We start from the raw sequence: 13,272 nt of genomic DNA, 5'->3' as shown, positions 1-13,272 counted from the left end.
CTTTGTAGCAGCTGTCAAGCCAGTTCTGGGGTACGTCATCCAACGTATTGGCCGATTCGTGCCGCCATTCGAGACTGGTTCCAACGCGGTACATCCCTAATGTTCAGGAGCTTCGCCATGACCGATACCTTGATCAAAGTCGACCTCAACCAGCCCGCCACCGAGAACGAACAGATTCATAACCGCTGGCATCCGGACATTCCCATGGCCTGCTGGGTCAAGCCTGGGGATGATTTTATTCTCGAGACCTATGACTGGACCGCCGGCGCGATCAAGAACAACGACGACGCCTCGGATGTGCGTGACGTCGACCTGTCCACCGTGCACTACCTGTCCGGTCCGGTGGGCGTGCATGGCGCCGAGCCGGGGGATCTGCTGGTGGTCGACCTGCTGGACATCGGCGCCAAGGCCGAATCCATGTGGGGTTTCAACGGTTTCTTCTCGCGGCAGAACGGTGGCGGATTCCTCACGGAGCATTTTCCCAGCGCACAGAAAGCCATCTGGGATTTCAAAGGCATGTTCACCAGCTCGCGGCACATTCCCGGGGTCAACTTTGCCGGCCTGATCCACCCCGGATTGATCGGTTGCCTGCCCGACCCGGTAATGCTCGGCGACTGGAACCGCCGCGAGCAGGAGCTGATCGACACCCACCCGACCCGCGTGCCGCCCTTGGCCAACGCCCCGCTGGCCGCCACCGCGCACATGGGCAAGCTCAAAGGCCAGGCCCGGGATGATGCCGCGGCCACGGGCGCACGCACCGTGCCGCCGCGTGAACATGGTGGTAACTGCGATATCAAGGACCTGTCCCGAGGCTCGAAGATTTTCTTCCCGGTCTACGTCAAAGGCGCCGGGTTGTCGGTGGGGGATCTGCACTTCAGTCAGGGCGACGGCGAGATCACCTTTTGCGGTGCTATCGAGATGGCCGGCTGGGTGCATATGAAAGTCGAGCTGATCAAGGGCGGCATGGCCAAGTACGGGATCAAGAACCCGGTGTTCAAACCCAGCCCGATCATCCCGACCTACCAGAACTACCTGATCTTTGAAGGTATCTCGGTGGATGAAGCCGGCAAACAGCACTACCTGGACGTGAATGTCGCGTATCGCCAGGCCTGCCTGAATGCGATCAACTACTTGACCAAGTTTGGTTATTCGCCCGCCCAAGGCTATGCACTGTTGGGCTCTGCGCCAGTGCAAGGGCATATCAGCGGCGTGGTCGACATCCCCAACGCCTGCGCGACTCTCTGGTTACCCACCGAAATCTTCGACTTCGACATCAACCCCAATGCCAACGGCCCCATCAAACACCTCGACGGCAGTATCGATCTGCCGATCGCCCCGGACCTTTGAGACACGTCCGAGCTCGATCAATGTCTGGAGAGCGCCATGCCGACCTATGAGTACGAATGCCAAACCTGTGGCTCTTTCACAATGTTGCGGCCTATGGCCCAACGGCACGAGTCGTGCCAGTGCCCATCTTGCGCGGGCCCAGGAGGGCGGTTGCTGTTGTCTGCGCCGGCACTGACGACGTTGTCGAGCAGTCAACGCCAGGCCATGGCGACCAACGAGCGAAGTGTCCACGCGCCGCAGACGCTTGGCGAGTACCAGCAGAACCGTCGTCATCCCAGTGGGTGCAGTTGTTGCGCACCGAACAAACCGCTGGCCCCGACCAAAGAAAATCCACAAGGGCTCAAGAGTAAAACCGGCTCCAGACCTTGGATGATCAGCCATTAACAGAGGTAAGTTTCATGCGTCATGGTGATATTTCCAGCAGCCCGGACACCGTGGGTGTCGCCGTCGTCAATTACAAAATGCCGCGTCTGCATTCGAAGGCCGAGGTCATTGAAAACGCCCGCAAGATAGCCGACATCATCACCGGTATGAAACGCGGCCTCCCCGGCATGGACCTAGTGGTGTTTCCTGAATACAGCACCATGGGCATCATGTACGACCGCGATGAGATGATGGCGACTGCCGCCAGTATTCCAGGCGAAGAGACTGCGATTTTTTCCGCCGCGTGCCGTGCGGCTGACACGTGGGGGGTGTTTTCGCTGACCGGTGAACGCCATGAAGAGCATCCCCACAAAGCCCCTTACAACACGTTGGTGTTGATCAATAACCAGGGCGAAATCGTCCAGAAGTACCGCAAGTGCATTCCCTGGTGCCCCATTGAAGGCTGGTATCCGGGCGATCGAACCCATGTCTGCGAGGGTCCCAAGGGCCTGCAGATCAGCTTGATCATTTGTGATGACGGCAACTACCCGGAGATCTGGCGCGACTGTGCAATGAAGGGTGCGGAGTTGATCGTCCGGTGCCAAGGCTATATGTACCCGGCTAAAGAGCAGCAGGTGATGATGTCCAAGAGCATGGCCTGGGCCAATAGTTGTTATGTGGCAGTGGCCAACGCTGCCGGCTTCGATGGGGTTTATTCCTACTTTGGTCACTCGGCGATTATTGGCTTCGACGGTCGCACCCTGGGCGAATGCGGTGAAGAGGAAATGGGCATTCAGTACGCACAATTATCCGTTTCGCAAATCCGCGATGCGCGAGCGAACGACCAATCACAGAATCATTTGTTCAAGCTGCTGCATCGCGGTTACACCGGGGTCTATAACTCCGGGGACGGCGACAAGGGCGTGGCTGACTGCCCGTTCGACTTTTACCGCACCTGGGTACTGGATGCGCAGAAAGCTCAGGAAAACGTCGAAAAACTTACCCGTAGCACCGTCGGCGTGGCTCATTGCCCGGTGGGAGAGCTTCCCCACGACGGTAAAGAAAAAAACGCAGGCTAAACCATGCCTTTCGTGAATGATCGCATCGACCCAAACCACCTACAGCCTAACCTGACCAGCGCATCACCGGCAGCAGATTTGTTCACCTCGCGTTTCGTCTTCAACCCCGCCCAAGTCATGGCGTTGTTGCGCAGTCGAATTGTCGGCCAAGAACACGCCATGAGCGCGGTCGAGGCGTTGCTAAACGTGGTTAAGGTCGATATTGGTGAACGCGAGAGGCCGTTGACGGTAAACCTGTTCATGGGGCCGACCGGTGTCGGCAAGACCGAAATCGTCCGTCTGCTGGCTCTGGCCATACACGGTCGCGCCGATGCTTTTTGTCGCATCGACATGCACACCTTGGCCCAGGAGCATTACTCGGCGGCGCTCATCGGAGCGCCACCTGGTTATGTGGGGAGTAAAGAGGGCGTCAGTCTGTTCAATAGCGAATTGATTCAAGGCACCTACAGTCGCCCAGGCATCGTGCTGTTCGATGAACTGGAAAAGGCCAGCAAGGAAGTGGTGCGCAGCTTGTTGGGCATTCTTGAAAACGGCCAACTGACCTTGGCGGGCGGTAGCCGAACGCTGGATTTTCGCAATAGCCTGATCTTCATGACCAGCAACATTGGAGCCCGGCAAGCGACCACCTACAGGGAACGTTTCTCACGCGGTTGGCGGCGCTGGCTCGGCATCGCCCCACAAGGTGAGCAGGCTATGTTGGAGCTAGCGTTGCACGCCTGGTTCGAACCGGAATTTCTAAACCGTATTGATCGCATCCTGGTTTTCCAACGTATCGAAACCCAATGGCTGGAAGCGTTGTTGCAGATCGAACTGAGCAAACTCAACCAACGTCTCGATCAGCATCGCCGTACGCTGCTCCTGGACGTTGCGGCAAGCGACTGGCTGTGCCGAAAGCATGACCCACGCTTCGGTGCTCGGGCCCTGACAAGGCGAGTGAGGGTTGAGCTGGAGCCTGCCATCGCTGAATGTTTGCTGGCTTATCCGCAGGCAATGCAGATGACTGCGACGGTCGAATCAAACCGGCTCAAGGTTGTTCCATTGTCGTAAGAGACGACACTGGATCGCGGTCCGCCGTGATATCCCGCTTACCGGCGATCCTGACCAGCATTCAGTGTCTCCTTGTCGAGTTCAGCAGTCGAGGATTCAGCCGGTGCAAACTTTTGGCCGTTTTCTTGCGGTAGTTCTACGACGAATCAAGCTGACGCTATAGCCTCGGGAATCGCTGTCGCACCACGCTGGGTGACGATGCGCATCACCCAGCGTGTCGGCATTTACAGAATGTTCAACGGATAGCTGACGATCACCCGATGCTCATCACTGTCCCGTTGCGTAGACACTTCGGTGCGCAATGAGGCGTGACGCAAGGCAATGCTCAGGTCCTTGAGCGGACCTTGCTGGATGACATAACTCACCGTCAGGTTGCGCTCCCACTCGCTCTTGTCGCCGGTGGGGGTACGGATGTTCGAGCCGCTTTCGTACATGCCCAGGAAACTCAAGCCGGGAACCCCGACCTTGGCGAAATCATAGCCATAGCGAACCTGCCAGGTAGTTTCCCCTGCGCGCTGGAACTTGCCGATCATCGATTCCGTCATGAAGTAGGCGGTAGAGCCGTCACCCTGGTTCAACCAGACCGCATCGCTGTCGCCGCTGACTTGCTGCAGGCCGGCAGCGCGCGCGCCAGGCATGGCGCGGATCAGCTACTGTATTGGCCACCCGATAGTCGCTTGACCCCGAGCCGCTTGGTCGCATTCGCGTACAGCGCTTTTCTAAAGCAGAGGGATCCTCATGAAAGCCGTAGTTTACGAAGCCTTTTCCCAACCCCCACGTTTGATGACGGTCGAAGACCCGACGCCTGAGCCTCATGGTGTCGTGGTTCAAGTGCTCGGCACCGGCGTATGCCGAAGCGACTGGCATGGCTGGAAAGGTCATGACCCTGACATCCGGTTGCCTCATGTGCCCGGTCACGAGTTGGCAGGAATCGTGGCTGAGGTCGGCAAAGATGTCACAAGATGGAAGGTTGGCGATCGCATCACCGTTCCTTTTGTCGGTGGTTGTGGTGCTTGCCCGGAGTGCAATAGCGGCAACCAACAAGTGTGTCACAGCCAATTTCAGCCCGGTTTCACCCATTGGGGGTCTTTCGCCGAGTATGTGGGGATTCACAAGGCGGATCTGAACTTGGTCGCGCTGCCTCAAAGCATGGATTTCGCCACGGCGGCGAGTCTTGGCTGTCGTTTCGTCACGTCGTTCCGTGCGGTTGTCGATCAAGGCAAGGTCACGGCAGGTCAGTGGGTGGCGGTTCATGGCTGCGGTGGGGTGGGGCTGTCCGCTGTCATGATCGCCCAAGCGATCGGAGCGAACGTCATCGCCATCGATATCTCGGACGACAAACTGAAGCTGGCCCAATCGCTCGGTGCCGTCGCTACCGTCAATGAGAGCCGCGTCGCTGATGTCACTGAGGCGGTACTTGAAATCACCAAGGGCGGCGCGCACGTTTCGCTGGATGCTCTCGGTCATCCAACCACCTGCTTCAACTCCATCAATAATCTGAGACGGCGAGGCAAGCATGTCCAGGTCGGTTTGATGCTGGCCGACCAGAGCACGCCGGCGATTCCAATGAGCAAGGTCATTGCCTACGAGCTGGAGATCTGTGGCAGCCATGGCATGCAGGCTCACCGTTACGGCGCGATGCTGGAGATGATCACGTCCGGCAAGCTGGCGCCTGAAAAGCTGGTCGGCAAGACCATCAGCCTTGAGCAGTCCATTGATGCGCTCATGAACATGGACCGGTTTGACACGACAGGTGTTACGGTTGTGACGGAGTTCTAAGTGGTAACGGTGACGTTCTCCACTATCGATTGCGTTCTAGTGGGCGGGAGGATGAAGGAATGCAGGCAATTCGTTGCCTGCATCTCAGAGTGGGAAAGCAGGGGCCCCTAAATCAGACGTTTTAAGCTCCAGATGAAAAATATTTTTCATCTGGCATTCGAGCGCGTTTGCAAGTGCATCGTGTCAGGTCGGTGATTGTTCGGGTCGACGAACGTTCAATTCTCACTTATCGAAAGCGTCCAACTGTCCAGGCCTGAGTGCTGAACGGCGGGGGGGCTGTCATCCGATATAGCCAAAAAACATATAAATAATAAAATCTTGTCTCAATAGATATAGGACAAGGCGCTGCCAAAATAATATCCTAATCGAAAGAAAATAATTTCGCAATCCGAAAAAATCAAAAAGAGCGAAAAAAATGATCAAGACTCCAAAACATTCAGAACGCAGCGCCGATTCGATCCAGGGCTGGGATGAAAAGAAGGCCCGAAGTACCGTTCAATCCTTAGCCAAGGGTTTTCGCGTACTGGAGTCGTTTACTGCCGAAAACGATGAATTGACCTTGAGTCAGATCGCCGTAACCGCTGATCTCGATCCCGGTACCACCTTCCGTATGCTCAATACCTTGGTCGATTTGGGGTATGTCTCAAGAATTCCAGAAAGCCGCCGTTTTGCATTGACGCTCAAGGTGCTGGATCTGGGCTTTCATGCCATTGCCCGGACAGACTTGCGCAGCATCGTGCGGCCTATCCTTCGAGGCCTGGTCAGTGAAACCAGTGAAGCTGCCAGCTTTGCCGTCCTGCAGGGCGCCGATGTGCTCTATCTGGAGCGGGTGCGGGCGGGCATCACCCGGTTGGGTGTGGATATCCGTATCGGCACCACGGTGCCTGCAACCCAGACAGCTATCGGCCAGTCGATCCTTGCCTTCCTGCCGGAGCAACAGGTGCAGAAAGTCCAGGAACTCACGCCGACGACGCCATTTATTATGAAGCCACATGCCCTGGAGCGTCCGCTGGCCGAACTGCTCGGGCAAATTCGCGACGATGGCTTCGTCTTGACCGAATCGCTGTTCACCGATGGATTGAGAATTCTCGCGGTCCCCGTGCTGGATATCGACGGATACCCGGTGGGGGCGATCAGTATTGCCGCTCCTTCGGTCCGGTGTACTGCGCAGGAGCTTAAAAGCCGTGCCCTGAGTTCTACCCTGGAAGCCGCCAAGGACATCGGCAAGGCATTGGAGGCCAATGGAAGTATCGGTTCGAACTTCTAAACGTTAGTCGTTCACGCGCGGGTTCAAGTTAAAGCCCGTCTATTGCCTCAATGAGTTTCAAGCATTGTGAATATCACAACGCTAGCACCTGCACGCCCCGACAATATTGAAAATAAGAAAGGAAGTGCCATGTTGATGCAGAACCTAGAAACAGAGCCCGGGATTGATGGGCTTAAAAGCCAAGCGAATATAAGTGCGAGACTTGAGCGCTTGCCTATTACCCGGCAAGTCTTCTGGGCCAGGAATATTATTGGTGCCGCCACGTTCTTTGACGGCTATACGGTCATCGCGATTGCCTATGCAATGCCCGTGCTGGCCAAAGAGTGGAATCTGAGCGCGACCCAGATCGGCATGATTCTTTCGTTCGGTTACCTCGGCCAGTTATTCGGAGCCGTGTTTTTCGGCTGGTTGGCGGAACGTATTGGTCGGATGAAAGTACTGACGTTCACCATTCTTCTATTCGTTGCCATGGACGTGGCCTGCCTGTTCGCCTGGAGCGCCGGCTCCATGATCCTATTCCGCTTCCTGCAAGGCATCGGCACGGGAGGCGAGGTGCCGGTCGCCAGCGCTTATGTCAATGAACTGATCGGCTCGAAAAAGCGCGGCAAGTTTTTTCTACTCTATGAAGTCATGTTCCTCCTCGGCTTGGTAGGTGCGGGAATCATTGGTTACCTGCTGGTACCGATCTACGGCTGGAAGGCCATGTTCGCGGTGGGCCTTGTCCCTGCCATGATTTTGATCCCCCTGCGCTTCTTTCTCTTCGAGTCGCCACGTTGGTTGGCCTCCAAAGGCCGGCTGCAGGAGGCCGATCGCATTGTGACGCGCCTGGAAAACAGCGTGTTGAAAGCAGGCAAGCAACTTGCGCCCGCTGTAGAAGTGCCACAGATAGAAAAACCCAAAGGGGCCCAAGGTTGGCGTGAACTGTTCCATGGCATGTATTTCAAACGATCCATGGTCATCTGGGCAATGTGGTTTGGTGCCTACATGGTTGCCAATGGTTTGATCACTTGGTTGCCAACGCTTTATCGCCAGCATTTCAATCTGCCTCTGGACACCAGTTTGGCCTATGGCTTCATCACTTCGGGTGCTGGCGTGGTTGCAGCTGTTATCTGTGCCTTGTTAATCGACAAGGTCGGTCGTCGCCGCTGGTATATGGGAGCGCTGTTTCTCGCTGCAATTCCCTTGTCGGTCCTGGCGCTGACTGGTGCGACGTCACCCTTGCAGATCCTGCTCTTGGCCGGCCTTGGGTACGCACTGGTGCAAACCGTTACGTTCTCACTTTATCTTTACTCGGCAGAGCTATATCCCACGCGCCTGCGTGCATTGGGTACCGGACTGGGCAGTGCCTGGTTGCGCTTGGGGTCCGCCACTGGGCCGTTGGTGGTGGGGCTGACAGTATCCAATGTCGGTGCGCATTATGTGTTTGGAATATTCGCAGTGATATTAATCATCACCGGTTGTGTCACTGCATTATTTGCTGTTGAAACCAAGGGGCGAATACTGGAGGAACTTTCCCCTTGATAAATGTTGCGCCGGATCATTGATTAATTAGCTGCACACTTAATTTTCCAATAAACCTCAAGTGATATTTGATTGTATTGCTTGCGTTCCTGCACGCGTCAGTTGCGGACACTTAGTAAACCAGAGGAAATAAAATGAGTACTAAGAACACGATTGATCTAAAAGGCCTGGTACCGGCTCCAGTCACTCCGTTTACCCGTGACGGCAAGGTCGACCATGACGCGATCCAGAAGTTGGGTTCCTGGTTGGGTAGCTTCGATGGAGTCAAGGGCTTGGTGGTGCTGGGGCACGCAGGCGAGGGCACGTTCCTCACCCAAGCCGAGCAAGCCGCGGTGATTCAGAGCTTCAAGGAGTCGGTTGGCGGGCGGATCCCGATCATTGCCGGCATCACAGGGGAAGGCACCCAAGTGGCAGCTGAAGAAGCCCAGCGTGCCGTTGACGCTGGTGCCAGCGCGGGCTTGGTTTATCCCTCTCATGGCTGGCTGCGTTTTGGCTACCAGAAGGGAGCCGCACAGGATCGTTATCGGGCGATTTATGAGCACAGCGGTCTGCCGCTGATTCTGTTCCAGTATCCAGATGTGACCAAGGCCACCTATGACCTGGAAACTCAATTGGAAATCGCCAGGCAGCCAGGGGTTTTCGCCATGAAGAACGGCGTGCGTAACATGCGCCGTTGGGACACTGAGATCCCAGTGGTACGTCGTGAGGTTCCGGACCTGCAGATCCTCACCTGCCATGATGAGTACCTGTTGCACACCATGTTCGATGTGGACGGGGCGTTGGTGGGCTACGGCAGTCTGACGCCTGAGCCGTTGATCGAGTTGATCGCCGCCGGCAAGCGCAGGGATTATCCGGCCGCTCGCGCCATCCATGACAAATTGCTGCCGGTTACGCGCAACGTCTACCACCGTGGCTCTCACATGGAAGGCACGGTGGCGCTCAAGCATGGCCTGGTGGCGCGCGGCATTCTGGACCACGCCACGGTGCGTTCGCCGTTGCTGCCACTGGCGGAAGGTGCTGATCGCGAGATCGCCGACGCCTTGCGTTCCGCTGGGCTGATCTGACCCGAGGAGGGGCGCTGACAATGCGCCCCTCCTGTTGTGCCTGGCCGAACAGGGTTCCGTGATCTCGGGACCCTTTTGCTCGATTAGCACCTACTGAAATATCCGATCCAACCATCGATCAGCTCCATCCCTTGCGCGATTCGATAAGTCGTTTCCTGGGGGAGAGCAGACCGCGTGTGCCCTTCAATAACAACAACAGGGGAATCATGGTCGTGAAAACAATAACGCTGCGTCTCGCTGGCACTTTATTGTGCGTCGGATTGCTGTCGCCTCGGGTGTTCGCCCAAGGTTTGGTTGATGACAGCAAGGCAACGCTAACCCTCAGAAATTTCTTCTTCGAACGTCATTTCACTGCGCCTGATGCCGTACAGGGCCAGGCACGGGAGTGGACACAGAGTTTTATTTTCGATCTTCGATCCGGCTTTACCTCGGGTACCGTGGGTGTGGGTGCCGACGTATTGGGCAAGTATGCCGTCAAGCTGGACGGTGGGGCGGGACGTTATGGTGCGTTGTTGTTGCCTAAGGATGGTGATGGGGAGCCGGCGGGCAGCTTTGGCCGACTTGGCGTCGCCCTTAAAGCGAAAATTTCCGCCACCGAATTGAAGGTAGGCGAATGGATGCCCAATCTGCCAATTATCACCGCCGACGATTTTCGCGCATTGCCACAAACGTTCGAAGGGACGCAGTTGTCTTCGCAGGATGTGAAGTACTGGACACTTTTCGCCGGGCAATTCAATAAAACCAGCCTGCGTAACGATTCATCCATGGAGGATCTGGCTTTCGGTAGTGCTCATAGCGACGCGTTCAACTATTTGGGGGCCGACTACCGTTCAGCATCTAAAAACACCACATTTCGTCTATGGAGTGGGCAGTTGAAGGATATCTACCAGCAGCATTATGTCGGTCTGAACCAGCGCTGGTCGTTATCCTCGAGCGTCGCATTGAATACTAACCTGGGGTATTTCTGGGGTAAGCACGACGGTGCCGCCAAAGCTGGTCGTTTGGATAATCGCACGGCGTCATTGATGGTTGGCCTGGGCATTGATCAGCACACGTTCAGTCTTGGTTGGCAACAGGTCAGCGGTGAGACTGGCTGGATGAGAGTCTCCGGTACTGGAGGTATCTACCTGGCGAACAATACGTTCAACCATGCCTTCGATAACTCTGGAGAGCGATCCTGGCAACTGCGCTACGACCTGGATTTTGCCGGTTATGGCGTACCGGGATTGTCGCTTATGACCCGTTATGTTCACGGCGACGATGTGAGGTTGCAACGCGTCGAAAATGGGTCGGAGTGGGTGCGGGAGAGTGAGCTTGGGTATGTGATCCAGAGCGGTCGGCTGAAAAATTTGGCCTTGCGTTGGCGTAACTCAAGTGTACGCCGTGGATTCAACAGCCTGGATTACGATGAGAATCGCGTGATCATCAGTTACCCCTTGGGTATTCTTTAGAATCGTTTGCCTTGGCCGCTGGCGCAGAGGCTCGGTATCAGCGCGGGGCACCGGGAGATGATTATCAGCGATGACTGAGCGATTCCCGATACTGCGCTTCGTCAACTTCGGTCAGGGTCGCATAACCGTCGTACTGGTAGATTCGATGCTGGTCACGGGCATAGCGCTCAGTCAGAAATTCGAAGGTGGCCAGGTCGATCCGCTTGGCGCTCAACGGGCGTCGGTGACAGAACAACTTACGCGTGCCCAGCTGCAGGAAATCGGGGTGCGGCACGCGAACCTCGTCGGGATCGAACTGCACATCCAGCGGCTTGCCTTCCGAGAGGATCAGGGTCGGGCTGACAGCATACGTACCGAGCATGCGGGTATTGGAGGGGTGTAGATGTCTTTTCGCCTCACCGTAGTAATACACCGTGTCCCGATCCTTGGCCCAGCCATGCCCGCAGGACTCGAACGTGGCCGCTTGCGCCTTACGAATCGGTTCGGGGGGATGATAGAAGATCCGGTGACAGAACACGGTCTTACCGTCAGTCAGGTAGGGCGCACCCAGTGAGCGGAAATGCTCGGCGGGCTCCTGGGAGAACCGTTCGGGTACTTCAGTTTCGGCGTTATGAAACGGAATCAGATACAAGCCCTGGGCGTCGCCGCACAGGTGAGTGTCGAGCAATTTGAAACTCGCCGCGTCCAGCCCGTTGATCACGCGACCATGGAAATACACTTGGCGGCCCAGCTCGAAACCGAGGCCGATGGCCCGTAAGGGCTGCGTTTCGGTGTGGTGTTGCGATGCTTCAGGCAGGGCTTGCAGACGGTGCCACCAATAGTCCTTCAGCTGTGGATGCGCCTCGAAGTAGGGTGCCCATTGCAGTTGCATGGCCGCATCGATGACGCCGCCAGAGCCCAGCGGGCCATTCTTGTCGCCTGCCAGTACAGGCGAGTAATCCTGGTCATTGCGATAGAGCTGGGTCACCACGAAGCTCTCAACGTCGACATCAAGGCGTTTCTGGCGCCTGTAGACGTGCTGATGATCGCGGTAGTAATCGAATCCCAAGTGGCGAAAGCTCGGGCCATGGGCATCACGCAAACGGGTCCCGGCGGCATAGACGAACGTCTCGTCCACGGCAAAATAGTCATCCTCGCGCTCGCTGGCGCTGACCACACGGCCGCACTCATCGAACACTGGTTGCCAGCACTTGAGCAGGTGGAAATCGCCAACGTAGCGAATGCTCTTGCCGGTCAGGTAATAGGCGCGTTGTCGGTCTTTGGCGTAGCGTTCGTTAAGCACGGTGAAGGTTGCCAGGTCGGCATTGTCGATGCGGTAGAAGTACTCATATGAAATGCTTGAGCCTTGCTGCGCTTGCACGATGATTGACTGCCCATCGGTTCCCCAGCGACGCGCGAGCATCTGGAAGTCGTCCGGGTTGGCGATTGGCAGCGGCGTGCCGTCCTTCTGGTGCAGGGGGTTGAAGCCCTTGTAGACCTGATTGTCGATCACTCGATAGGAAGGGTGATTGCAATAACGTACCCGCGCCGTGGCGTTGGCGATAAATTGCCCATGCAGGAAGATATTCACACCATCGCTGAACAGGGCAGAAGCTGCGGTCAAAGAGGCAGACGACGATACCAGCAGGGCCAGGCTGCCGGGGCGTGCCTGCGGGATTTCAGTGATCGCGTATTCGCCGAACCAATAGGCGCCGGTTTCGTCACGCCAGTACTGGTAGCCGAGGCTTTCCAGGCCTTTGTCGAACCGAAACGGCAGGGCCTGAATCGCGTGGTAGCCATGGCGCTCCCGGTAGGCTGGAAGCAGGTAGTAATCGCGCAGAGCATCGCGCAAGACCCAAGGGTTGCGTCGATGCCGCCAAGCCGGCTGACCGGCCAGCAAAGGCGAGGGCGGATAGTGCCCAGCGCTGGCACATTGAGCTAACGCGTCAGGTCGTGCGCCTTCGGGGTTGAGCATGATGTACACATCAGGCACCTGCCCATCGCCCAGCAGCACACCGTCCATGAACGCGAAACCTAGATGCCATTCAAGCTGCAACGGCTCCCAGTCAGCAATAGCCGTGTCTAAGTCTGTCATGTCATTGCGACCTGAACGTCTGATGGTGGTGACTACCTTGAGCATCACCCTGCCAGACGCTCTCAAATTCTTTATTACAGTACCCGTAGTGAATATGCACGGGAACTGATTCGCAACGATCAGAATCGGCAGCACCTGCGTAGCCTGGTATTAGCTGGGGCGGAGTCAGCTCCCGCTGTTCCAGTGAATGGCGACTACTTTGAGTCCTTCCGAGCCAAAGAAGGGTAAGGATGAGGTCCGCGAATTTACATAGCCAAGCCCCCACTGAGCCTGTGGCAGC

At 56.6% G+C, this 13,272-nt stretch carries 10 protein-coding genes and 2 pseudogenes; 10 read left to right on the top strand and 2 right to left on the bottom strand.

Going from position 1 to position 13,272, the window contains the following annotated elements:
* Positions 1–117: 117 nt before the first annotated feature.
* From fmdA to SGN16_RS18900, 4 genes are read left to right on the top strand one after another with little or no spacing between them, the layout of a single operon-like run.
* Positions 118–1,347, top strand: coding sequence for a formamidase (gene fmdA / locus SGN16_RS18915; protein ID WP_335944373.1), 1,230 nt, complete (start codon positions 118–120; stop codon positions 1,345–1,347).
* 36 nt (positions 1,348–1,383) lie between these two features.
* On the top strand, positions 1,384–1,731 hold the full coding sequence (locus tag SGN16_RS18910) for a zinc ribbon domain-containing protein (RefSeq protein ID WP_335944372.1): 348 nt from the start codon (positions 1,384–1,386) through the stop codon (positions 1,729–1,731).
* A 14-nt stretch (positions 1,732–1,745) separates the two neighbouring features.
* Positions 1,746–2,789, top strand: a complete 1,044-nt coding sequence (locus SGN16_RS18905; RefSeq protein WP_335944371.1) for an aliphatic amidase — start codon at positions 1,746–1,748, stop codon at positions 2,787–2,789.
* 3 nt (positions 2,790–2,792) lie between these two features.
* Positions 2,793–3,836, top strand: a complete 1,044-nt coding sequence (locus SGN16_RS18900; RefSeq protein ID WP_335944370.1) for an AAA family ATPase — start codon at positions 2,793–2,795, stop codon at positions 3,834–3,836.
* 224 nt (positions 3,837–4,060) lie between these two features.
* Here the strand turns inward: SGN16_RS18900 and SGN16_RS18895 are convergent.
* Positions 4,061–4,459: pseudogene (locus SGN16_RS18895) on the bottom strand (OprD family outer membrane porin); the annotation flags it as partial.
* A 115-nt stretch (positions 4,460–4,574) separates the two neighbouring features.
* Here SGN16_RS18895 and SGN16_RS18890 point away from each other — a divergent pair.
* The 5 genes from SGN16_RS18890 (at position 4,575) to SGN16_RS18870 (ending at position 10,918) form a co-directional block, all read left to right on the top strand.
* Positions 4,575–5,615 (top strand): zinc-dependent alcohol dehydrogenase family protein, encoded by a 1,041-nt coding sequence (locus SGN16_RS18890; RefSeq protein ID WP_335944369.1) that lies wholly within the window; start codon positions 4,575–4,577, stop codon positions 5,613–5,615.
* A gap of 415 nt (positions 5,616–6,030) precedes the next feature.
* Complete coding sequence (locus tag SGN16_RS18885) at positions 6,031–6,882, top strand: IclR family transcriptional regulator (protein ID WP_210639516.1); 852 nt, start codon at positions 6,031–6,033, stop codon at positions 6,880–6,882.
* Positions 6,883–7,011: 129 nt separating this feature from the next.
* Positions 7,012–8,403: an MFS transporter gene (locus SGN16_RS18880; protein ID WP_335944368.1), complete on the top strand. Its 1,392-nt coding sequence runs from the start codon at positions 7,012–7,014 to the stop codon at positions 8,401–8,403.
* 134 nt (positions 8,404–8,537) lie between these two features.
* On the top strand, positions 8,538–9,467 hold the full coding sequence (locus SGN16_RS18875; RefSeq protein WP_335944367.1) for a dihydrodipicolinate synthase family protein: 930 nt from the start codon (positions 8,538–8,540) through the stop codon (positions 9,465–9,467).
* 206 nt (positions 9,468–9,673) lie between these two features.
* Positions 9,674–10,918 (top strand): OprD family porin, encoded by a 1,245-nt coding sequence (locus tag SGN16_RS18870; RefSeq protein WP_335944536.1) that lies wholly within the window; start codon positions 9,674–9,676, stop codon positions 10,916–10,918.
* 64 nt (positions 10,919–10,982) lie between these two features.
* Here SGN16_RS18870 and SGN16_RS18865 read toward each other — a convergent pair whose 3' ends face one another.
* The gene (locus SGN16_RS18865) at positions 10,983–12,992 is read right to left on the bottom strand and encodes a DKNYY domain-containing protein (RefSeq protein ID WP_335944366.1); all 2,010 of its coding nucleotides are present in this window, start codon (positions 12,990–12,992) and stop codon (positions 10,983–10,985) included.
* A gap of 28 nt (positions 12,993–13,020) precedes the next feature.
* Between SGN16_RS18865 and SGN16_RS18860 the strand changes: the two are divergent.
* Positions 13,021–13,220 (top strand): annotated as a pseudogene (locus SGN16_RS18860) (type II toxin-antitoxin system ParD family antitoxin).
* Positions 13,221–13,272: the final 52 nt, after the last annotated feature.

The sequence above is a fragment of the Pseudomonas sp. G166 genome, assembly GCF_037027455.2.
Taxonomy (GTDB): domain Bacteria; phylum Pseudomonadota; class Gammaproteobacteria; order Pseudomonadales; family Pseudomonadaceae; genus Aquipseudomonas.
The sequence above is the reverse complement of the archived record's forward strand: the minus strand, read 5'-3'. Positions and strand labels throughout refer to the sequence as shown.